Origin of the sequence: Burkholderia sp. EMB26, assembly GCF_024730645.1 — a bacterium.
GTDB lineage: Bacteria > Pseudomonadota > Gammaproteobacteria > Burkholderiales > Burkholderiaceae > Burkholderia > Burkholderia cenocepacia.
The window spans coordinates 225,526-248,097 of sequence record NZ_CP078070.1 but is presented as its reverse complement, the minus strand read 5'-3'; the positions used below and the strand labels follow the sequence as shown (position 1 = coordinate 248,097).

The window sequence follows — 22,572 nt, the reverse complement described above, 5'->3', positions numbered from 1 at the left end:
TTGCTGCGCGCGCGGCGCGCTTACCCGCCGAGCGTCTCGATCAGCGCCATTTCACGGCTCGACATCAGCTTCTCGATGTCCATCAGGATCAGCATCCGGCCGTCGACCGTGCCGAGGCCCGTCAGGTACTCGGTCGTCAGCGTCGCGCCGAATTCCGGCGCCGGCATGATCTGGTCGGTCTGCAGCGTCAGCACGTCCGACACGCCGTCGACCACCATCCCGACCACGCGGTTCGACACGTTCAGGATGATCACGACGGTCTGGTGGTCGTACTCGACCCGGCCGAGGTGGAACTTGATCCGCATGTCGACGATCGGCACGATGATCCCGCGCAGGTTGATCACGCCCTTGATGAACTCCGGCGCGTTCGCGATGCGCGTGACGCTGTCGTAGCCGCGGATTTCCTGCACTTTCAGGATGTCGATCCCGTATTCCTCGTCGCCGAGCGTGAACACGAGGAATTCCTGGCCCGTCGCGTCGCCCTGTTCCGCGTCGCGGCGGCTGGTTGCCGCGTTCGCCGCGGCCGGATTGATCATTTGGACTTCAGCAGACACGTTTGCCCCCAATCGGTTGATGGCGAGAGTCAGAAGACGGCGAGCTCGGCGCCGGCACGGGCGCCGTGCGTCGCACGGGTTTCGCGGTTCAGCGCCGCGACGTCGACGATCAGCGCGACGCTGCCGTCGCCCAGGATGGTCGCCGCCGAGATGCCATGGACCTTGCGGTAGTTGGTTTCGAGGTTCTTCACGACCACCTGCTGCTGGCCGACCAGCTCGTCGATCAGCATCGCGAAGCGGCGCCCCTCGGTTTCCATGATCGTGACGATCCCCTGCGTCGGGTCGGTGCGCGCGTCCTCGACCGAGAACACCTCGTGCAGCGCGACCAGCGGCAGGTATTCGCCGCGCACGCGCACCACGCGCTCGCCGTTGCCGACCGTGTAGATGTCGTCGTTCGACGGCTGCAGCGACTCCATCACGAAGTTCAGCGGCAGGATGAAGATCTCGCTGCCCACCTTCACCGACATCCCGTCGAGGATCGCCAGCGTGAGCGGCAGCACGATCCGCGTGGTCGTGCCGCGGCCGGCCAGCGACGTGATCTCGACGTGGCCGCCCATCGACTGGATGTTGCGCTTCACGACGTCCATGCCGACGCCGCGGCCCGACACGTCGGTCACCGTCTCGGCGGTCGAGAAGCCCGGCGCGAAGATCAGTTGCCAGACTTCGTCGTCGCTGATGTTCTCGGCGATCTGCATGCCCTGCTTCGCGGCCTTCGCGAGGATCCGCTCGCGGTTCAGGCCCGCGCCGTCGTCGCTCACCTCGATCACGATGTTGCCGCCGTGATGCGCGGCCGACAGCACGAGCTGGCCGACCGCGTCCTTGCCGGCGGCGACGCGCTTGTCGACGGTTTCGATGCCGTGGTCGAGGCTGTTGCGCACCAGGTGCGTGAGCGGATCGATGATCCGTTCGATCAGGCTCTTGTCGAGCTCGGTCGCCTGGCCGAACGTGACCAGTTCGACCTGCTTGCCGAGCTTGCCGGCGAGATCGCGCACGAGCCGCGGGAAGCGGCTGAACACGTAGTCCATCGGCATCATGCGGATCGACATCACCGCTTCCTGCAGGTCGCGCGCGTTGCGCTCGAGCTGCGCCATCCCGTTGAACAGGCGGTCGTGCAGCGCCGGATCGAACGCGCTCGCCGTCTCGGCCAGCATCGCCTGCGTGATCACCAGTTCGCCGACGAGGTTGATCAGCTGGTCGACCTTCTCGACGCCGACGCGGATCGAGCTGCCTTCGGCGCCCGCCGCGGCCGCGGCGGCCGGGCGCGCGCGCTTGTCGTCGTGATGCGCGGCGGCCGGCGCCGCGTGCTCGGCGGGCTGCGGTTGCGCGTGCTGTTGCGACGGCGGCTGCGGCTGCGCGGCGGCTGCGGCCGCCGGCTCGGCCGGCGCCGAAGCAACCGGCTGCGCGGCGGCGGCCTGCGGCGCGAACACCTCGACGCGCGCGGGCGGCGGGGCGGCGGCCGGTTCGGCGGCCACCGCGGCGGCCGCGTCCTGCGCGGCGGCCGGTGCCGCCTGCGCGGCCGGCGCCGTGCCGTGCGCGACGCGGATCTGGCTTTCGTCGATCACGAAGCAGCACACGGCGACGATGTCGTCCGACGGGACGTCCGATTCGACCCACAGCGACAGATCCGCGCCCGCTTCCTCGCGACCGACGATCCGGCCGAGGTTGCCGAGTTCTTCGGTGAGCAGCGCCTGGTCCTTCGCATCGACGCCGACCAGCGTGATCTTCAGGTGCGGGCCGCCGGCGCCGGCGTCGGCCGCCGGATGCGCGGCCGCGACGGCCTGTTCGACCACGTGATCGGGCGCACGGTCGCCGGCAGCGGCGGGTTCGGCAGCCGGCGCGACGGCCGCGGCGGCGACCGGCGCAACCGGCGCGGCCTCGGCGGCGGCAGGCGCACCCGCGCCGCTTTCGGCCTTCAGCCGTTCGAGCTTCGCGCAGATCGCCGCGGCGGCGGCCGCGTCCGGTTCGGCGCTCGCGCGGTAGTCGACGAGCTGGTCGGACAGCACGTCCTTGGTTTCCAGGAACGCGTCGACCATGTCCTTGGTCAGCGTCAGCTCATGGTTGCGCGCGCGGTCGAGCAGCGATTCGAGGATGTGCGTCGTATCGGTCAGCGCGGAAAAGCCGAACGTCGCCGCGCCGCCCTTGATCGAGTGCGCGGCGCGGAAGATCGCCGCCAGATCCTCGGGATCGGGCGCATCGACGTCGAGGTTCAGCAGCAGCTGCTCCATCTGCGCGAGCAGCTCGTCGGCTTCGTCGAAAAAGGTCTGGTAGAACTGAGTGATGTCGAGAGTCATGCCCGGTCACCGGTTGAATTCGTCGCGTTCATGTCAGGAGGCAGCCGGTTCGGACAGCGTCGCGACCAGCTCGACCAGCACGCCCGGATCGATCGGCTTTTCGATCCAGCCGGTCGCGCCGGCGTCGCGTGCGGCGTCCTTGAAGGCATCGCTGCCCTCGGTCGTCAGGACGAGGATCGGCGTGTCCGCGTACGCGGTCAGCTTGCGCAGCGCCGCGATCACCTCGAGCCCGTTCTTGCGCGGCATGTTCTGGTCGGTCAGCACCAGGTCGTACGGCGCCGTCGCGGCCATGTCGAAGCCGGCTTCGCCGTCCGGCGCCACCGTCACGTCGTAGCCGGCCTGCGCAAGCGTGGCCTGCAGCAGCGCACGCATGGTCGCGGAGTCGTCGATGGCGAGAATGGTTCGGATCATGTCTGTCTCGGAATCTTGGAAACGTCAGGGTTTCGGCGCCACGGCGACGGCGCTCGCCACGACCGGACGCACCGCCGGCGTCGGGCCGCCGAGCTGCTGCGCGAGCAGCTTCGAACCGGCCGCGTCGGCGGACAACGTCGTCGTCGTCGCATCGTCGCGCATCAGCGCTTCTTCGGATTTGCGATTCAGCACGATCACGCTGATCCGGCGGTTTTCCGGATCGAGCGGATCGGCCTTGTTCAGGTTCTGCGTCGACGCGAGGCCCAGCACGCGCAGCACTTTCGCCTCGTCCATGCCGCCGGAGATCAGCTCGCGGCGCGACGCGTTCGCGCGGTCGGCCGACAGCTCCCAGTTGCTGTAGCCGCCCTCGCCGCCCGCGTACGGCACGGCGTCGGTGTGGCCCTGGACGATGATCCGGTTCGGCACGTCGTTCAGCGTCTTGCCGATCTCGCGCAGGATGTCGCGCATGTACGGCTCGACGCGATCGCTCGACATCGCGAACATCGGCCGCTTCTGCGTATCGACGATCTCGATGCGCAGCCCCATCAGCGTCGAATCGATGCGGATCTGCTGCTTGAACTGGCGCAGCGTCGGATTGGCCTCGATCGCGGCCATCAGCTTGATCTGCAGATCGTGCAGGCGCGTCTGCTCGAGCCGGTCCTGCGCGCCCTGGGCCTGCGACCGGGAATTTTCGTCGCCCGCCTTCGCGAGGCGCTCGGCGAGCGAGGTCGTGCCGTCGGTGCGGCGCAGCGTGCCGGCGTCGACGCTCGACAGGTCGCGGCCGCCGCCGTTGATGATGCTCGAATCCTGCGAGCTGCGATCGCCGCTGCCGAGAATCGCGGCCTTCAGCGGCATGTTGAAGTATTCGGCGATCCCCTTCAGTTGCACCGGCGTGACCGAACTCAGCAGCCACATCAGCAGGAAGAACGCCATCATCGCGGTCATGAAGTCCGCGTACGCGAGCTTCCATGCGCCGCCGTGGTGGCCCTTCTTCGCCGGGGCCACCCGCTTGACGACGATCGCGCGATCCTTGCTCTTGCTCATCGGTCGCTCCGCGTCACTTCGCCTTCACGCGGCGCACGTGCTCTTCGAGCTCGGAGAACGACGGGCGCTCGGTCGAGAACAGCACCTTGCGGCCGAACTCGACCGCGATCGCCGGCGCATAGCCGTTCAGCGTCGCGAGGATCGTCACCTTGATGCACTGGAACATCTTGGTCGACTCGGCGACGCGTTGCTCCGCGAGGCTCGCGAGCGGCCCGATCAGCCCGTACGACAGCAGGATGCCGAGGAACGTGCCGACCAGCGCCTGCGCGATCATCGCGCCGAGCACCGCCGGCGGCTTGTCGGCCGAGGCCATCGTGTGCACGACGCCCATCACGGCCGCGACGATCCCGAACGCCGGCATCGCGTCGCCGACGCGCATCAGCGCGTGCGCCGGGCCTTCGCCTTCCGCGTGGTGCGTCTCGATCTCCTCGTCCATCAGGCTTTCGATCTCGAACGCGTTCATGTTGCCGCCCACCATCAGGCGCAGGTAGTCGGTCAGGAATTCGACGATGTGGTGATCGGCGAGGATCTTCGGGTATTGCGTGAAGATCGGGCTCTTTTGCGGATCGTCGATGTCGGCCTCGAGCGTCAGCGTGCCTTCCTTGCGTGCCTTCGCGAGCAGCACGTAAAGAAGCGCCATCAGCTCCATATAGACATCCTTCGTGTATTTCGAGCCCTTGAAGAGCGTCGGCAGCACGCGCAGCGTGGCCTTGATGGTCTTGCCGCCGTTGCCGAGGATGAACGCGCCGACGCCGGCGCCCGCGATCATCAGGATCTCGACGGGCTGGATCAAGGCGCCCAGATGCCCGCCTGCCAGCGCATAACCGCCGAAGACGGACAACAGCGTCACGAGTGTTCCCACGATAATCAGCACTGCCTGTCCCTCACGAAAGACCGGCGGGGAGACCGCCGTTAAACAGGTTTACGGCAGTCGGCAGGAAAACTTTCGCGGCCGCCCGGCGGCGGCCCGACGGTGTTTACCAGCAATGCGCAGACGATTCGTGCGGCCCCGGGGGCGCCGCTCGCGCCCCGTCCGGCCCTGCCCGGCGGGCGCTCAGGCCACGGCGGCAGCCAGTTCGGCGCGCGCGGCGGCGGCCTTGCGGGTCTTGCCGGCGCGCGACGGCGGCTGGCACAGGCCGCACACGAAACCTTGATGCGGATCATGCGCATGCGCGACGAAATGGCCGCCGCAGCGCGTGCACGGGGTCATCTGCAGCATCCCCGAATCGAAGAAGCGCACCAGCGTCCATGCCCGCGTGAGGCTCAGCGCAGCCTCGTCGCCGGACAGGTTCACGTGCTCCAGATAGAGCCGGTACGCCTTCACGATCGACTGGATCGGCTCGCAGCGGCCGTGGTCCTGCATGAACCGGTAGATGTTGTAGAACAGCGACGAGTGGATGTTCGGCTGCCACGTCATGAACCAGTCGGTCGAGAACGGCAGCATCCCCTTCGGCGGCGACACGCCCTTCAGTTCCTTGTACAGCTTGATCAGACGGTCCCGCGACAGGCTCGTCTCCGCCTCCAGCAGCTGCAGCCGGGCGCCCAGTTCGATCAGTTCGATGGCGAGGGTGATTTCCTTCACCTCGATCACGACGCTTTTGCTTGCCATGGTGATAACCGTCCGCTTGACGTTATTCGAATGAATGGCCAATACGCCGCCGGCCGGCGCGACACGCCGGGACAGACGCAAGGCGGGATGGATCAGCGGACGCCTTCGACCTGCTGCCCGGCCATCAGGATGGCCGAGTGGGCGTGCGCGACGACGTCGCTGCGGCCCTTGTCGGCGAGCGACGACAGCAGCGCGTGATCATCGAAGCGGAAGCGGCACAGCATCTGGTTGGACGCGGCCAGCTTCACGGTCTGCGCGAGCGTGAGGTTGGCGAGCACGTCGGCGAGTTCCTGGGAAATGCCCATGCGGAACATACCCATCGCCTTGTCTTCCCGCAGCAGTCGTTGCGCGAGGAGGAGGTACGACAGGTTGACCTCTTTGATCTCACTGAGCATTTCGCTGGTAGCGCTCATGATTCCCCCGTTAAAGAGCTTTGCTTTGGCCATTCATGTTATGAAAACGTTTGCTCGGTCAGTGCGCACTGGACGCTCAGCCGGCTCGTTTATAGTCTTACAGGGCGAATTTTGGCCAAACGGCATTTATGCCGGTATCAGCGAAGTGGCGTATGCCGTGCAGGATTTGTCTGTAAACCGTGTAGGAATTTTTCCGACAAGGCGGATTGAAAGGGGATTCGGAAAAACGGGTTGCAACGCGGATTCGGTTGCGAGACGCCCGACGGCCGTCGCACCAGGCGTGGAAGGCTTGCCGGCAAGGCTGCCGGCAATCGGATCGGTAAAAATTATAGTGCTTTTTCACGATAGCGCAACAATAGTTGTGGCCATCTCGATTCACGATTCCGCGCCCTTTTTCTCGGGGTTTTTGCGTATTTCATCGTGTAACAAGCCTTAAGTGTTTGAAAAAACACTCGAACCCCTCAGGGCGATATCGATAATGGACTCCAATGGGCGGCGGCGCGAGCCGTGCCGGCCCGCCCCGCAGCTTGCCGTCCGGCGCTCCGCGCATCCGCCCAGGGCCCGGCCACGTACCGCCAACCGCGTGTGTCGGCAAGTTCCGCAACCTTGTACGGGATCCGCATCGGCGCCGTCGCGCCCATGGATCGACACAGGAGAACACCCATGCGAATTGCCCAGATCGCGCCGCTTTACGAAGCCGTCCCGCCGAAACTCTACGGCGGCACCGAGCGTGTCGTGTCCTACCTCACCGAGGCGCTCGTCGAACTCGGCCATGACGTGACGCTGTTCGCCAGCGGCGACTCCGTCACGTCGGCCCGTCTCGAGGCGGCCTGGCCGCGCGCACTGCGGCTCGACCCGTCGGTCCGCGATTCGATGGCGCCCCATATGCGGCTCCTCGAGCAGGTCGCGCGGGTCGCGCACGAATTCGACGTGCTGCACTTCCACCTCGACTACCTGCCGTTCCCGCTGATGTCGCGCCTCGACACGCCGTACGTGACGACGCTGCACGGCCGCCTCGACCTGCCGGAACTGCAGCCCGTGTTCGACGCGTTCCCCGATTCGCCGGTCGTGTCGATCTCGAACAACCAGCGCAAGCCGCTGCCGCAGGCCGCGTGGGCCGGCACCGTGTACCACGGCCTGCCCGACACGCTGCTCACGCCGCAGCCGGACGTGAAGCCCGAATACCTCGCGTTCCTCGGCCGGATCTGTCCCGAAAAGCGTGTCGACACCGCGATCCGGATCGCCGCGCAAAGCGGGCTGCCGCTGAAGATCGCCGCGAAGGTCGACAAGGCCGACGCCGACTACTTCAAGGAAGTGATCGAGCCGCTGCTCGACCAGGCGCATGTCGAATTCATCGGCGAGATCAACGAAGCGCAAAAACCCGCGTTCCTGTCCGGCGCGAAGGCGCTGCTGTTCCCGATCGACTGGCCGGAGCCGTTCGGCCTGGTGATGATCGAGGCGATGGCCTGCGGCACGCCGGTCGTCGCGTTCAACCGCGGCTCGGTGCCGGAAGTGATCGAGGACGGCGTGACCGGCTTCATCGTCGAAGACGTGCAGGGCGCGGTCGGCGCGCTGCACCGGATCGACAGCCTGTCGCGCCCCGCGATCCGCGAACGTTTCGACACGCGTTTCAGCTCGAAGGCAATGGCGCGGCGTTACGTCGAAACTTACGAATCGCTTTGCGCGGCAACCAAGCAACCGGCATTGCGCCGGGTCGCGGGCGCCTGACACGGAAATCCGCGCCGAAATAGACCGTAAAATCCGCGCCGAAATCGGCGCGCAAAACAAAAGAGCCGCATCGTCGATGCGGCTCTTTCTATTGGGCTTTCGGTCACTCGATCAGGAAACGATCGCGGTTTTTGCCGACGATCCAATTCGGCGGCTTGCCACGCCCGCTCCAGGTTGCACCCGACTTCGGATCGCGGTATTTAGGCGGCAACGGCGCCTTCTTCGGCGGACGCCCGCGCCGTGCCCGTTCCGCGAAGCCCAGGTCCTGGGCCGTCAGGCCATATTCGGCAATCATTCGCTGGACATCGGCGATCACCGCTGCCACTTCCTGGCGGCGCACGTCGTCCGCCTGGGCCTGCAGATCGGCGATCTGCGCCTTGAGTTTCGCGTATTGAGACATTTTTCGACTCCCCTTTTCGATGATGCGGCCCCGGCGAATCCGGCCGGGACACCAACATCCGTTACGTCGTCTGCACTGCCGCCCTGCCCTTCGAAATTAATGCTGCCATCTTTAACCGAATCGTCTATATCGAGAATGCGGACTTATTCTAATAAAAGGCATTCGTCAGCCATTCAAATTTAACAATCGTTTACCCTCCCGGACCCGATTCATTTCCTATAATCCAGACCAATTCCGGACGACGAAATAAATCCGTTGCGTCGGCCGGGGTCTTCAACCCACTTGGACGAGGTCCTTACATGAATCTTTCTCAGCGTCTCGCTGCAGAGGTATTCGGCACGTTCTGGCTGGTGCTCGGCGGGTGCGGAAGCGCCGTGCTGGCCGCCGCCTTTCCGGGCCTCGGCATCGGCTTTGCCGGCGTCGCACTCGCCTTCGGCCTGACCGTGCTGACGATGGCATTCGCAATCGGCCACATCTCGGGTTGCCACCTGAATCCGGCGGTGAGCGTCGGCCTGACGGTTGCCGGCCGCTTCCCGGCACGCGACCTCGCGCCGTACATCGTCGCGCAGGTCGTCGGCGCCACGCTCGGCGCATTCGTGCTGTACCTGATCGCAACCGGCAAGCCGGGTTTCGACGTCGTCGGCAGCGGCTTCGCGACGAACGGCTTCGGCGATCGCTCGCCCGGCCACTACTCGCTCGCCGCGTCGTTCATCTGCGAAGTCGTGATGACGGGCTTCTTCCTGTTCGTGATCCTCGGTGCGACCGACAAGCGCGGGGTGCCCGCCGGCTTCGCGCCGATCGCGATCGGGCTGTGCCTGACGCTGATCCACCTGATCTCGATTCCGGTCACCAACACGTCGGTGAACCCGGCGCGCTCGACCGGCCCGGCGCTGTTCGTGGGCGGCGACGCGATCGGCCAGCTCTGGCTGTTCTGGGTCGCGCCGCTGATCGGCGCGGTACTCGCGGGGATCATCTACCCGCTGGTCGCCGGGCGTGACGACGCCGTCGACCTGCTGCCGGCATCCGCTCGCACAAGCGAATAAAACACTACGGGGTCAAGCGAGCAGAGCAGCGAGCCTCACGCTGTCGAAGAACATCGAGGCAGGCAATTTCGACGGGCGCCCCTGGCGCCCGTTTTTCATTTCCGCGCGGAATACGCGCCCGGGCGGGCGCTCAGGACGCTCAGGACGCGACGACGTCGTCTTCCAGCGAGAACAGCGTGCGCAGGTGGCGGGCGACGCCCGCGTCGAAGTTGTTGCCGATCCGCGGGACGTGCGGCAGCCGCGCGATCAGGTCGGGGTTCGCGTTGTTCATCATGAATGCATGGCCGGCCGTTTCGAGCAGGTCGATGTCGTTCATGTTGTCGCCGAACGCGATGCAGTGACCGGTGTCGACGCCGAGCCGCGCGAGCACCGTGCGCAGCGCGCGGCCCTTCGACACGTTCGCGGTCATCACTTCGAGGCAGTCGGGCAGCGAGTACGTGACGTACAGCGTATCGCCGAACTGCACGCGCATCTGCTCGGCGACGACCGCCAGATCGGCCGGCTCGCCGATATACAGCACCTTCGCGATATCGGCGCCGTCGTGCGCGGCCATGTCGATCACCTCGTACCGGAAGCCCGAATCCTGGTGGAATTCGAGCAGGTGCGGCGCTTCGCGGTCGATCAGCCAGCCGTCGTTGGTAAACAGGTTGACGATCACGCGGCCGTGCGCGCCGACGACTTCCGGCTGCACGAGGCTGCGCACGATCGCTGCGTCGATGTCCTGCCCGTGGATCTTCGTGTCGTCCGGCGCATGCACGCGTGCGCCGTTCGACGTGATCAGGTACGGCCGGATGCCGAGCACGTCGCGAATGCCGGCGACGTCCGCATAGTGGCGCCCCGTGGCGATCACGAACTGCACGCCGTCGCGGTCGAGCCGGCGAACGGTGTCGATCGTGTACGGGTCGAGCTGGTGGTCGCTGTTCAGCAGCGTACCGTCGAGATCGGTGGCGATGACTTTGTACATGGGACGGGAGAGTGACGCTCGGGGCACGGAGGAAGCGTCATTTTAACGTCGGGCCCGGCAGCGCGCCGGGCGGTTGCCGGGTGGTTGCCTCGCGGTTACCGGCCGGGCGCCGCCTGCGGCGCTGCTGCGATGCGGCATTCGCCGCGCGCGCTCCACTCGGCTTAGGCTCCCTCCGCCGCCCGCAACGCCTGGAGCGCGAGCCGCAGCGCGCCATGCGCCGAATCGTCGAGCGGCGCGCGCAGCCGCGCGGCATGCCGCGCCGGCACGGCCGGCGCGAGCGCGTCCGCCAGCCCGCCGCACAGCGCGACCGGCAGCGCGTGCTGCGGATCGAGCGCGTCGATCATCTTGCCGATCTCGTCGCCAGCCTGCGCGATCAGCGCGCGCGCGACCGGATGCGTGCGGTGCGCGAACACGATCGGCGCGAGACGCGCGTAGATCGTCTGGTTCGCGTCGCACGACCACTGGACGAGCGCATCGCGATCGTGCGCGCCGGTTTCCGCGAGCAGCGCCGTGGCGAACGCGTCGCGCGGCACGCGGCCGTCGAGCGCCTGTTGCGCATACGCGAGCGCGCGCACGCCGAGCCACGCGCCGCTCGCCTCGTCGCCGGACGGAAAGCCGAAGCCGCCCGCGATCCGGCACGCGCCGGCCGCGTCGAGCGCCGCCGCGATGCTGCCGGTGCCGAGCGCGACGATGAGCCCCGGCGCGCCGCCGTGCGCGCCGACGACGGTCGTATACGCGTCGCTTTCGATCGCCAGCGCGCCGAGCGGCGCCTGCGCGCGGAATGCGGCGAGCCACGCCGCGTTGTTGACGCCGGCCAGCCCGCAGCCGAGCGTGCACTGCGACCAGTCGAACGCGAGACCGGCCTGCGTGAACGCGTCCGCGCACGCCGCGCCGATCGACGCCCATGCCCGCTCGATGCCGAGACCGAGCCCCGACGGGCCGCCGCGCCCCTGCGCCAGCTCGCGCCCGTCCCGGTCGGCCAGTACCGCGCGCGTGCCCGTGCCGCCGCCGTCGATGCCGATCGCAAAAAGTAATGCCGCCATGCTTCATCCCGCTGATTCGAACAGGCGCCAAGCTTAACCGGATCGGCGCCGCGCGCCCATCTGCCGTTCGGCCGGCTATCCCGCCAAAAGGGCTTCCGCTATGCTGGCGCGATCGAATCGACACTGAAAACGAGGCAGACGATGTCGCAGCGGTGCAACTGGGTGAAGACGGAAGCGGACGCTCACTATCACGATACCGAGTGGGGCGTGCCCTCGCACGACGATCGCCACCTGTTCGAAATGCTGATTCTGGAAGGCGCGCAGGCCGGGCTGTCGTGGTCGACGATCCTGAACAAGCGCGCGGGCTATCGCGAAGCGTTCGCCGATTTCGACGTCGATGCCGTCGCGCGCTTCACGCCCACGCGCATCGAGAAATTGCTGGAGAACCCGGGCATCGTGCGCAACCGTGCGAAGGTCGAATCGGCGGTGACCAACGCGCGCGCCGTGCAGCGCATCCGCGAAGAGCACGGGTCGCTCGCCGCGTTCCTGTGGTCGTTCGTCGGCGACACGCCGGTCCAGAACGCGTGGCAGTCGTACCGCGACGCGCCCGCCTCGACCGAGCAGTCCGACGCGCTCAGCAAGGCGCTGAAGGCGTACGGCTGCAAGTTCGTCGGCTCGACGATCTGCTATGCGCTGATGCAGGCAACCGGCATGGTCAACGATCACGAAGCCGGCTGCCCGTGCCACGCGCGATGCGCGGCGCTCGGCGGCAAGCAGCCGGCCCGCCGGCGCAAGGCGGGCTGACGGCGCGGGCGCACACCCGGCGCGGGTGCCGCGCCGCTGCCCGGCGGCGGTTGCGCCGTCCGCTTGCCGCCTGCTGCTTGCTGCTTGCCCCGCGGTCCTTATCGCGCGGCGCGCGACGATGCCGGCACGGCCGGTCGCGCGCTCCGCGCAGCCCGCCCGCGTGCGCCGCGCTTCTTCACCCAGATGCACACGCCCGTCACGCTCAGCATCGCGATCACGATGCCGAGCACGCTCACGGCGACACGTCCGGCGACACCGGCGATTCGCCCCGAGTGCAGCGGAAACTGCGCCTGCATGAACAGGTCGCCGGCCGAACCGCGGCCCGGCACCTGAGCCGCGACGGGCTTGCCGGTCACCGCATTCCAGTACAGCCACGCATTGCCGAGTCCGACGTCGCCATGGTCGTTGCCCGGCGTGAAGAACCCGACCGCATACGCGTTCATCCCCGGCGCAAACAGCAGCGCGCCCGGCGGCGCGGCGATCCCTGCGTCGCGGCCGGCCGAGCGCGCGATCTCGACGATCCGCTCGCGCGGCAGGATCTGGCTGCCCGGCGGGGCCGGCGGGAAATGCTCCGGATTCGTATACGGCGTTTCGGCAAGCGGCGACACCAGCGAGACCAGCGGGCGCACGACCGGAACGGCGAGGTTCATCGAGATCGATGTGATCGCAACGACGAGCAACAGCCCCCACACCCACACGCCGCCCGAGCGGTGCAGGTCGAACACGAGCGGGTAGCCGCCGCGCCGCACGCGGAACGCGAACGACTTGCGCCAGCTTTTCACGTTAGGAAACGCCAGCACCAGCGCGATCAGGCTGTCGATCGCCCACACGATGCCGACGACGCCCATCACCCAGAACCCGAAGTTGATCCCGCCGTACACGGGCAGGAACAGCGAGTAATGCAGCCGGTAGATGAACGGCATCAGGTCGAGCCGCGCGAGCGACAGCGCGCCCCATTCGCGGCGGCCCTGCACCGCGCCGGTCGCGGGATCGACGGCGATCTGGCTGAAACCGAGTGCGTACGGCTGGCCGGTCGCCGGATCGGTACGCGGCATCACGCCCGCCTGCAGCGTGTGTCCCGGTTCGATCGCGAGCGGCAGATAAGTCACCTGCACGCGCGGATCGGCGGCCTCGATGCGCGCCGCGAGTTCGAGCGGCGCCAGCGGCGCCGCGCCGCTGCGCGCGGTGTAGAAATCCGGGTTCAGCACCGCGTCGAGCTCATGGTCCCACGCAATCAATGCGCCGGTGAGCCCCGCGACGAACAGGAACAGCGCGATGGCGAGCCCGAACCAGCGGTGCAGGCGCACGAGAAACGGTCGCAGGAACGCATTCATCGCGTGCGCAGCGAAAGGAAGGCGGGCCGGCACGAGCGGCGGCCCCGATTCGACGGGATGCAGTTCATTTGATGTCGAGCACCGCGCAACGGTCTCCCGGTCGGGCCCGGCGAGGCCGGATGCCCTTGTACGCGGCATGGAATTGTTGCGCGGTTGGCGGGTTTTGATACGATGCGCGACATTTTAACGCAATGCGAATGATTCTTACTCGCATTTTTTACTCGCTCGCCATGACCGTCTGCCTCGCCCGCCCGCCTGTCCGTCCACGCCGCGTGGCCGCCGCCCTCGCCTGCCTTGCCGCGTCGCTCGCGCATGCGGACGATTCGCCCGGCGACGCCGCGGTACTGCCCGCCCTCAACATCACGGCCGCGCATGATTCGCCGCAACACTTGACCGACACGATCTCGACGGGTGCGCTCGGCACCCGCCGCCAGCTCGACACGCCGTTCTCGACCACCATCGTCACGTCGGAAGAGCTCGAGGCCCGCCAGCCGTACAAGCTCGGCGACGTGTTCGCGAACGACGCGTCGGTGTCGGACAACAGCGGCGCCTACAGCGCCTGGGCCAGCTACATGACGGTGCGCGGCATGCAGCTCGACTGGCAGAACGGCTACAAGATCGACGGACTGCCGTTCGTCACGTACGGCATCACGATGCCGTACGAGCAGCTCGATCGCGTCGAACTGCTGAAGGGGCTCGGCGGCTTCCTGTATGGCTTCGTGACGCCGGGCGGCGTCGTCAACTACGTGACGAAGCAGCCGGGCGCCGAACCGGTGCGCAGCGTCGACATCGGCTACCGGAGCACCAACGTGTGGACCGAGCATGTCGATCTCGGCCAGCGCTTCGGTCCCGACCACATGTTCGGCGCGCGGCTGAATGCGACGCACGAGGAAGGCAAGACGTACAACGACGGCAACATCCGCCGCGACAGCGTGTCGCTCGCGCTGCAGGCGAACCTGACGCGCGACCTGTCCGTGTCGTTCGGTGCGCTGTACCAGGACCGCCGCACGACCGGCCAGACGCCGTCGATCTTCACCGGCAGCTATCCGGGCGGCGCGCTACCCGCGACGATCAGCGGCGGGTCGACGAACCTGGGCGGCAAGGACCAGTACCTGAACACGAACCTGCAGCTCTATACGGCCGGGCTGCAATACCAGCTCGCGCCCGACTGGCAGCTCGACGTCGCGTACAGCTACAGCAAGGCGACGCGCCGGCGTAACGAAAGCACGCTCTACCTGCAGGACGCGGCCGGCAACTACACCGACAGCCGCTACGTCGGCATGGAGGATCACCGCTTCAGCCAGTGGCGCGCGATGGTCGAGGGGAAGGTGCGCACGGGCCCGTTCAGCCACCAGATCGTGTTCGGCGCGTCGTGGCAGAAGCAGGCGAACGACTATTCGGCGAACAGCGTGTTCGTGCCGCTCGGCGCCGGCAACCTCTATGCGCCGAATCCATACCGCTACGAGAGTCCGCACGGCTTCATCCAGTACCGCACGAGCGAGATCGTGCAGAAATCGCTGTTCGCGAGCGACACCGTGCAGTTGACCGAGCGCTGGTCGGTGCTGGCCGGCGTGCGCTACATGAACTACGCGCAGCGCGCGTTCCAGGCGAGCGGCGCCGAGGACCCCGGCTATCGCCAGAACGGCGTGGTGACGCCGACCTTCGCGGTGATGTTCAAGCTCGCGCCGACGACCACCGCGTACGCGAGCTACGCCGAGTCGCTCGAGCCCGGCAGCCGCGTGAACGATGTCTACGCGAACGCGGGCCAGGTGCTCAAGCCGCTGCGCAGCAAGCAGTACGAGCTGGGGATCAAGAGCGAGCGCGCGCGCTGGAGCGCGACGGCCGCGCTGTTCCGCATCGAGCGCAGCGCCGAATACGCGAACGCCGCGAACGTCTACGTGCAGGATGGCGAATCGATCATTCAGGGGATCGAGGTCGGCGCGCGCGCGAAATTCGGCGCGCACTGGAACGCGGGCGTCGACGCGATGCTGCTCGACGCGTGGTACGCGAACGGGATCGGCAACCACGGCAACCGCGTGGCCGGCGCGCCGCGCTTCGTGCTCGCCGGCGACCTCGGCTATGCGGTGCCGGGCGTGCCGGGGCTGACGCTCGGCGTCGACGCGAAATTCACCGGCGCGACGCCGCTGCGCGCGGCCGGCGGCCTCGACGCACCGGGCTTTCTCGTCGTCAACGCGGGCGCGCGTTACCTGACGCGGGTCGGACGGCACGACGTGACGCTGCGCGCATCGATCGACAACGTGTTGAACCGCCGTTACTGGGAATACCAGTACGCGGACTACGTGAAGCCGGGCGACCCGCGCACGGTGAGCCTGAGCGCGAAGATCGATTTCTGAACGCCGCGGCCGGCGGCCGCAACCCGCTGGCCGCCGGGTCTCGCCAGCTGGCGGGAACACCCGCGCCGCAATGGCCTCGGGATTTTCCCGGCCCGCCAAAGCAAAACGGCGGAGCGGCCTCTTTCGAGGCACACTCCGCCGTTTCGCGGCGAACCGTCAGACGCGCTTAGTGAAGCTTCTTCGGCAGCATCTGGCTGCGCAGGCGCTTGTGCAGGCGCTTGACGGCTGCTGCCTTCTTGCGCTTGCGGACTGCAGTCGGCTTTTCGTAAGACTGGCGCTCACGCAGTTCAGCGATCAGGCCATTTTTTTCGATAGCGCGACGAAAGCGGCGAATCGCCACTTCGAACGGCTCGTTTTCTTTCAGAAGAATCGTCGTCATGTCGTTCCTAAATTGCTTAAACGGTCAAAAACGTAGCGGCCAAGCGCCACGCACCGGCCATCCGAGCGTCCCCACAACAGGCGAAACGAGCGGAAATACGGCCTCGGAGGCCGGAAAAGAGAGGCGGAAAGCACCGCGAGTACGCTTCACAACCGCGTGCAGCGCCGCGTTTGACTGCCAGCAGACATGCCGAAACCGGCAAAGGCGTGACAGAAAATCTCAATTCAGCCCGCCATCATAGCAGGGAATCACAGACAAAACCACCCTTTTGTCGGTTGTGTGTGCACAGCGTCACGACTGAGTGCCGGAGCCGCATCGGGCCGGTTTCTGCCCCCGTTTAATCCGGCGCCGTGCCGGGCCGGTCCGAAATGACAAAGAAGGATAAAAAATCGGGCCGAATCTCCACGTGCCCCTCAAGTTTTGTTTTGGTGCGCCGAAATCCTGCTCTGAGGCGGCCAGCAATGAACGAGTGCTTCCGCCGACGCCAAAACGGCTTTCCAGGGCTTTCGGCTTATACAGGAGATTTTTCCATGCTCGGAATTAACAGCAACATCAACTCGCTGGTTGCACAGCAGAACCTCAACGGCTCGCAAAACGCCCTGTCCCAGGCCATCACGCGCCTGTCGTCGGGCAAGCGCATCAACAGCGCAGCGGACGACGCAGCAGGCCTCGCGATCTCGACCCGGATGCAGACCCAGATCAACGGTCTGAACCAGGGCGTGTCGAACTCGAACGACGGCGTGTCGATGATCCAGACGGCTTCGAGCGCACTGTCGTCGCTGACGAACAGCCTGCAGCGTATCCGCCAGCTGGCCGTCCAGGCGTCGACGGGCACGATGTCCACGACCGACCAGGCCGCACTGCAGCAGGAAGTTTCGCAGCAGATCCAGGAAGTGAACCGTATCGCGTCGCAAACGACGTACAACGGCACGAATATTCTCGACGGCTCGGCAGGCATCGTGTCGTTCCAGGTCGGCGCGAACGTCGGCCAGACGATTTCGCTGGACCTGAGCCAAAGCATGTCGGCTGCGAAGATTGGCGGCGGCCTGGTGCAGAAGGGCCAGACGGTCGGTACGGTGACGGGTCTGTCGCTCGACAACAACGGCGCGTACGCCAGTTCGGGCGCAACGATCACCGCGATCAACGTCATTTCGGACGGCAAGGGCGGTTACACGTTCACGGATCAGAACGGTCAGGGCATTTCGGGGAGTGCTGCAACGGCCGTGTTCGGCTCGGGCGCAACGTCCGGCACGGGTACGCCGGTCGCAGCTCTGGTGCTCGGCTCGGGCGTGACGGGCGCGGGCACCACCGCCGCGCAACAGACCGCAATCACCAACGCAATCGCTCAGATCAACGCCGTCAACAAGCCGGCTACCGTGTCGAACCTCGACATCAGCACGGTCAGCGGGGCGAACGTCGCGATGGTGTCGATCGACAACGCGCTGCAGACGGTGAACAACGTGCAGGCGGCACTCGGCGCGGCACAAAACCGCTTCACGGCAATCGCCACGGCGCAGCAGGCAGAATCGACCGACCTGTCGTCGGCACAGTCGCAGATCACCGACGCGAACTTCGCGCAGGAAACCGCGAACATGTCGAAGAACCAGGTGCTGCAGCAAGCAGGCATCTCGGTGCTCGCACAGGCGAACTCGCTGCCGCAGCAGGTCCTGAAGCTCCTGCAGTAATCGCGTAGCAACCGACGGCCGGGCCCCGCGTAACGCGCGGCCCGGCCGCAGTCACTTGGCGCGCGGGGCGTTGCTCCGCCGCCAGGTCTTCATCCAGAACTTCCCGGATCACCCGCCGCACGGAGCAACACGATGTCGACGATCAATCCCGCCGTCACCGCCGCCAACAACTCGGCCAACAGCGCGCTGCAGCAAGCCGCCCAATCGATCATCAGCGGTTCGACCGGCAACTCGTCGATGGACGTCAACTCGCTCGTGACGGCACTCGTCAATGCGAAAACCGCCGGCCAGGCCGCCGCGCTCAACGCGCAGCAAAGCAGCGACAACACCCAGATTTCCGCGTACGGCGCGCTGTCGGCCGCGCTGAGCGCACTGCAGGCCAGCCTCACCACGCTGTCGAACGGCTCGCTGCAGAACACCTTCACCGCGACCGCGAGCGGCACCGGCCTCACCGCGACCGCGGGTGCCGGCGCAGTAGCCGGCAGCTATTCGGTCGGCGTCACGCAGATCGCGACGTCGCAGTCGCTGTCGTCGGCCGCGTTCGGCGCGTCGACCGCGCTCGGCACCGGCACGATGACGCTGTCGCTCGGCAGCCAGTCGTTCACCGTCGACGTGAACGGCACCAACAACACGCTGTCCGGCATCGCCGCCGCGATCAATACCGCGACCGGCAACCCGGGCATCGTCGCATCGGTCGTCAACGGCAGCGACGGCGCGCACCTCGTGCTCAGCTCGACGCCGACCGGCGCGGCGAACACGATCGGCGTCGCGCTCAGCAACGTCGCCGGCGACAACGGCCTGTCCAGCCTCGGCGTCACGTCGACGCCCAGCACGACGGGCGGCCAGTCGACGATCACGTCCGCGAACGGCAGCGCCGCGTGGAAGCAGAGCACCGCCGCGCAGGACGCCGCGTTCACGATCAACGGAATCGCCGGCACCAGCGCGAGCAACACCGTGACGAGCGCGATCACCGGCGTCACGCTGAACCTGACCAGCGCCGCCGTCAGCGCCACGCAGCCGCAAACGTTGACGGTCGCGACCGACACGAAATCCCAGGCCACCGCGATCAACAACTTCGCGACGCTCTACAACACGCTGGTCACGACGATGGGCTCGCTGTCGAGCTTCACGTCCGGAGCGTCGTCGCAAGGCCCGCTGCTCGGCGACTCGACGCTGAACACGATCAAGAACGCACTCGCATCGATCGTCGCGAGCGGCGTGAACAGCAACGGCTCGACGGTCAACCTCGCGTCGATCGGCGTCACGCTGCAGGCCGACGGCACGCTGAAGGTCGACAGCACGGCGCTCAACGGCGCACTGCAGAACAACCCGACGGGCGTCGCGTCCCTGTTCAACTCGAAGAACGGGATCGGCGAGCAGTTGACGACGAACATCACGAACTACACGAAGACGAACGGACTGATCGCCGCGCGCACGACCGCGCTCAGCAACGATCTGAAAAACGTCGCGCAGCAGCAGACGACGCTGTCCAACTACGCAGCCCAGCTGACGAGCCAGTACCAGGCGCAGTTCACCGCGCTCAACACGCTGATGGCGACGATGAACAGCAACTCGCAATACCTGACCCAGTTGTTCGGCGGCGCGAACAGCGCCGGCGCGATGTCGAACAACAAGGGCTGATCGCTGGCCGGACCGGAGAGCACCGATGGAACAGACCGAACTGATTGCGCAGATCGATGCGCTCACCGACGGGATCGAACATGCGGCCGCGATGGCCGACTGGGCCGAGGCCGTACGCCTCGTCGATGCGCGCTGGTCGCTCGTCGCACTGCTCTTGACCGACCAGCCGCCCGTCGGCATCGCGGCGATCCGCCGCATGCAGGCCAGCAACGACCGTATCTTCGCCGACGCGCAACGCGCGCAGCAGGAGCTGACCGACGAATACCAGGCGGCGATGACCCGCGTGCAGGCCGTCGGCCAGTACCAGAGCATCGCGAACCGCTGATCCGCATCCGGCCGCGCGCCGCAATGCGCGCCGCCAACCCGACAACAAGAACTACACGCTGATGTGAGGGCGTGCTCGTTCGCCTCCCCGCCCGCCTCGTGCGGGCGTTTTTTTGGGGTGTCGCCAGCCGCACCGCCCCTCCGTCGGCCGACCGGTCAATCGACCAAACTGACCGGGCTTTTCCCGTCACCTCGCGGCATCGGCGCGACGGCCCGCTACCCATAATGGTATCGACCGACTTTCCGCAGATTTCATCATGCTCCCGTCCGAATCGCCCGATCCCGCCGTGCTTACGCCTGAACAGCAGTTCGCGCAGGACATTGCGCTCGTCATGGAAAGTGCGCTCGAACGCCAGCACAGCGGCGCATTCGACGACGCGCGGGCGCTGTACGAGGCGATCGTCGACGCGATGCCCACGCATGCGGATGCGCACTACAACCTCGCGGTGCTGATGGTCGATACAGGCCGGCCGACCGATGCGCTGCCGCATTTCGAGGCCGCTCTCGGCGTGAACCCGGCCAACGGCTACTACTGGGTCAGCTACATCCACGCACTGCACCACAGCGGACAAACGCCCGCCGCTTGGATCGCCGTCGAAATTGCGCAGCAACGCGGCGTACATGGCCCCGCACTGGACGGGCTGATTACGCAAATGTCGATGCCCGACGTCGTGCTCGCAACGGCCCCGGCTACCGCCGTCGTATCGAGCGGCATCGATGCACAGATTGTCGCCGAAACCGCCACCGGCTCGACCGAGCGGGATCATCCCGGCAAGCCAGCCCGCCGGGCTCACCCGCATCTGTTGCAAAGGCATGCGGCGCTGTTCCAGAAAAACAAGTACGCCGAATGCACCGCACTCGCAAAGCGACTTACAGCTGATTATCCGGAAGACGGCGCGTGCTGGCGCGCATTGTCTGCGTCGTTGCACAAGCAAGGCCGCTATACGGAGATGATCGATGCGGGGCTGCGTACGGTCGAGCTGCTGCCAGACGAAGTGCTCGTGCGTATCCTGCTCGCCGATACGCTACGCGCGGCACTGCGTTTCCAAGAAGCGGACGAACAATGCCGCCGCCTGCTCCAGCTTCAACCCGATCACCCGGAAGGATTGCGAATCCACGGCCAGGTGCTGCTTGCGCTACGTCGAACTGCCGAAGCGAACGCCGCCTGCCGGCGCGCGGTCGAGCTTGCGCCAGGCAGTGCCGCCGTGAACAGCACGCTCGGATTCATCCTGCTCGAACAGGGCGCCACCCAGGAAGCGCTCGGCTGGCTGCGACGCGCATTCGAACTCGATCCGACCGACAGCGTGGCCCACAGCAACATGCTGTTCTGCCTCGCGCACAGCGCCGACGCCGACCCGCAATCGCTCGTCGACCAGCATCGCGCGTTCGGCCTGCGCTACGGTAACCGCAAACGGGCGGCCGCGTTCACGAACACGCGCGACCCGGCGCGCCAGCTTCGTGTCGGCTTCGTGTCAGGTGACCTGTTCAACCACGCGGTCGCGTCCTACGCGGTACCCGTGATCGAACATCTCGCGACGGATCCCGGCATCGCGATGTACTTCTATCACAATCACCTCGCGGAAGATCAGGTCTCCGAACGCGTCAAGGCATACGCGAGCAGCTGGTGCAACATCACCGGCCTGAACGATCGCGCATTTCTCGAGCGCGTGCGCAACGACCAGATCGACATCGTGATCGATCTGTCCGGCCACACGGGCCGCAACCGGCTGGTAGCGCTCGCGCAGCGCGCGGCTCCCGTACAGGCTTCGTGGATCGGCTACCCGGCCACGACGGGCGTTGCCGCAATCGACTACTACCTGTCGGACCGATTCGTCACGCCGCATGGCAAATTCGACGACCAGTTCGTCGAGCAGATCGTGCGGCTACCCGCGATCGCGACGTTCATGCCGCCGCCGCATTGCCCGCCCGTCAACGGGCTGCCTGCGCTGTACAACGGCTACACGACCTACGGCAGCTTCAACCGCCTGAACAAGCTGAGCCCGGAGGTCATCGCAGCCTGGGCCCGCGTGCTGCACGCGGATCCGACCGCGCGCATGGCGCTGGGTGCGATCGGCAACGACGACGATCAGCGTACGCTGATCGAATGGTTTACCGCCGCGGGTGTCGACACCGGCCGCCTGACGTTTCACCGGCGCTCGAGCATTCCGCTCTACATGCAGCAGCATCACGGCGTCGACCTCTGTCTAGACACGTTCCCGTACGCGGGCTCGACCACCACGCTGAACGCGCTGTGGATGGGCGTACCGACCGTGACGATCGCCGGCGCGACGCCGGCAGGATGTGGCGGCGCGGCCTGGCAGCAGCACGTCGGACTCGACGCGTACATCGCGACGGACGAGAACGATTTTGTCGCGAAGGCACTGACGCTCGGCCGCGACGTCACCGCGCTGCAAACCCTGCGCAGCGGCCTGCGCGCGCGCTGCGCCGAATCGGCCGCATTCCGCCCGGAGATCGTCGCAGCCGGACTGTCGTCGGCACTACGCACGATGTGGACACGCTGGTGCGCGGGCGAGCCTGCCACCGCATTCGACACGCCGTTGTTCGACGACGCGGCGACCGCACAGGCCGCGGTAGAGGCCTGATTTCCACG

20 protein-coding genes are annotated in these 22,572 nt (G+C 66.7%); 8 read left to right on the top strand and 12 right to left on the bottom strand.

Annotated features, from left to right (window positions below; genetic code table 11):
• Nucleotides 1-20: 20 nt before the first annotated feature.
• The 7 genes from cheW to flhD all read right to left on the bottom strand — a co-directional run bounded on the left by cheW (nt 21) and on the right by flhD (nt 6,322).
• Nucleotides 21-536, bottom strand: a complete 516-nt coding sequence (cheW, locus tag KU887_RS01175) for a chemotaxis protein CheW (protein WP_006486165.1) — start codon at nt 534-536, stop codon at nt 21-23.
• A 47-nt stretch (nt 537-583) separates the two neighbouring features.
• Nucleotides 584-2,845: a chemotaxis protein CheA gene (cheA, locus tag KU887_RS01170; protein ID WP_105866223.1), complete on the bottom strand. Its 2,262-nt coding sequence runs from the start codon at nt 2,843-2,845 to the stop codon at nt 584-586.
• Between the two features lie 33 nt (nt 2,846-2,878).
• Nucleotides 2,879-3,256, bottom strand: coding sequence for a response regulator (locus KU887_RS01165; RefSeq protein ID WP_006482646.1), 378 nt, complete (start codon nt 3,254-3,256; stop codon nt 2,879-2,881).
• Nucleotides 3,257-3,280: 24 nt separating this feature from the next.
• Nucleotides 3,281-4,300, bottom strand: a complete 1,020-nt coding sequence (gene motB / locus KU887_RS01160; RefSeq protein ID WP_006482647.1) for a flagellar motor protein MotB — start codon at nt 4,298-4,300, stop codon at nt 3,281-3,283.
• Between the two features lie 13 nt (nt 4,301-4,313).
• Nucleotides 4,314-5,174 (bottom strand): flagellar motor stator protein MotA, encoded by an 861-nt coding sequence (gene motA, locus KU887_RS01155; RefSeq protein ID WP_006482649.1) that lies wholly within the window; start codon nt 5,172-5,174, stop codon nt 4,314-4,316.
• Nucleotides 5,175-5,354: 180 nt separating this feature from the next.
• A complete protein-coding gene (gene flhC / locus KU887_RS01150) occupies nt 5,355-5,909 on the bottom strand; it encodes a flagellar transcriptional regulator FlhC (protein ID WP_006493184.1) in 555 nt (184 codons plus the stop codon).
• Between the two features lie 92 nt (nt 5,910-6,001).
• A complete protein-coding gene (flhD, locus tag KU887_RS01145; RefSeq protein WP_011350590.1) occupies nt 6,002-6,322 on the bottom strand; it encodes a flagellar transcriptional regulator FlhD in 321 nt (106 codons plus the stop codon).
• Nucleotides 6,323-6,985: 663 nt separating this feature from the next.
• Between flhD and KU887_RS01140 the strand changes: the two genes are divergently transcribed.
• Complete coding sequence (locus KU887_RS01140) at nt 6,986-8,050, top strand: glycosyltransferase family 4 protein (RefSeq protein ID WP_006489318.1); 1,065 nt, start codon at nt 6,986-6,988, stop codon at nt 8,048-8,050.
• A gap of 103 nt (nt 8,051-8,153) precedes the next feature.
• Here the strand turns inward: KU887_RS01140 and KU887_RS01135 are convergent, their stop codons facing one another.
• Nucleotides 8,154-8,450, bottom strand: coding sequence for an H-NS histone family protein (locus KU887_RS01135; RefSeq protein WP_006489320.1), 297 nt, complete (start codon nt 8,448-8,450; stop codon nt 8,154-8,156).
• Nucleotides 8,451-8,749: 299 nt separating this feature from the next.
• Here KU887_RS01135 and aqpZ point away from each other — a divergent pair, with 299 nt between their 5' ends.
• Nucleotides 8,750-9,493, top strand: a complete 744-nt coding sequence (gene aqpZ / locus KU887_RS01130) for an aquaporin Z (RefSeq protein WP_006489324.1) — start codon at nt 8,750-8,752, stop codon at nt 9,491-9,493.
• 139 nt (nt 9,494-9,632) lie between these two features.
• Here aqpZ and KU887_RS01125 read toward each other — a convergent pair whose 3' ends face one another.
• Both KU887_RS01125 and KU887_RS01120 read right to left on the bottom strand, forming a co-directional pair.
• Nucleotides 9,633-10,457, bottom strand: coding sequence for a Cof-type HAD-IIB family hydrolase (locus KU887_RS01125; protein ID WP_006489316.1), 825 nt, complete (start codon nt 10,455-10,457; stop codon nt 9,633-9,635).
• Nucleotides 10,458-10,618: 161 nt separating this feature from the next.
• Nucleotides 10,619-11,500, bottom strand: coding sequence for a BadF/BadG/BcrA/BcrD ATPase family protein (locus tag KU887_RS01120; protein WP_062911069.1), 882 nt, complete (start codon nt 11,498-11,500; stop codon nt 10,619-10,621).
• A 141-nt stretch (nt 11,501-11,641) separates the two neighbouring features.
• Here KU887_RS01120 and KU887_RS01115 point away from each other — a divergent pair, with 141 nt between their 5' ends.
• A complete protein-coding gene (locus tag KU887_RS01115; protein ID WP_034201116.1) occupies nt 11,642-12,244 on the top strand; it encodes a DNA-3-methyladenine glycosylase I in 603 nt (200 codons plus the stop codon).
• A gap of 98 nt (nt 12,245-12,342) precedes the next feature.
• Here the strand turns inward: KU887_RS01115 and KU887_RS01110 are convergent, their stop codons facing one another.
• Entirely contained in the window at nt 12,343-13,578 is a 1,236-nt protein-coding gene (locus KU887_RS01110) for a PepSY domain-containing protein (RefSeq protein WP_062911070.1), read from the bottom strand.
• A 230-nt stretch (nt 13,579-13,808) separates the two neighbouring features.
• On the opposite strand from KU887_RS01110, the gene KU887_RS01105 reads away from it, so the two are divergent.
• Nucleotides 13,809-15,932 (top strand): TonB-dependent siderophore receptor, encoded by a 2,124-nt coding sequence (locus tag KU887_RS01105; protein ID WP_258255516.1) that lies wholly within the window; start codon nt 13,809-13,811, stop codon nt 15,930-15,932.
• Between the two features lie 166 nt (nt 15,933-16,098).
• On the opposite strand, the gene rpsU is transcribed toward KU887_RS01105, so the two are convergent.
• Nucleotides 16,099-16,311 (bottom strand): 30S ribosomal protein S21, encoded by a 213-nt coding sequence (gene rpsU, locus KU887_RS01100; protein ID WP_006401410.1) that lies wholly within the window; start codon nt 16,309-16,311, stop codon nt 16,099-16,101.
• Between the two features lie 530 nt (nt 16,312-16,841).
• Here rpsU and KU887_RS01095 point away from each other — a divergent pair.
• From KU887_RS01095 to KU887_RS01080, 4 genes are all read left to right on the top strand, one after another.
• The gene (locus KU887_RS01095) at nt 16,842-17,996 is read left to right on the top strand and encodes a flagellin (protein WP_258255515.1); all 1,155 of its coding nucleotides are present in this window, start codon (nt 16,842-16,844) and stop codon (nt 17,994-17,996) included.
• Between the two features lie 132 nt (nt 17,997-18,128).
• Nucleotides 18,129-19,637, top strand: a complete 1,509-nt coding sequence (gene fliD, locus KU887_RS01090; protein ID WP_062911072.1) for a flagellar filament capping protein FliD — start codon at nt 18,129-18,131, stop codon at nt 19,635-19,637.
• 25 nt (nt 19,638-19,662) lie between these two features.
• Nucleotides 19,663-19,962 carry a flagellar protein FliT gene (locus KU887_RS01085; RefSeq protein ID WP_124633807.1) on the top strand — a complete coding sequence of 100 codons (300 nt, stop codon included), beginning with the start codon at nt 19,663-19,665 and terminating at the stop codon, nt 19,960-19,962.
• A gap of 256 nt (nt 19,963-20,218) precedes the next feature.
• Nucleotides 20,219-22,564 carry a glycosyltransferase family 41 protein gene (locus KU887_RS01080; RefSeq protein WP_258252086.1) on the top strand — a complete coding sequence of 782 codons (2,346 nt, stop codon included), beginning with the start codon at nt 20,219-20,221 and terminating at the stop codon, nt 22,562-22,564.
• The last annotated feature ends 8 nt before the right edge of the window (nt 22,565-22,572 follow it).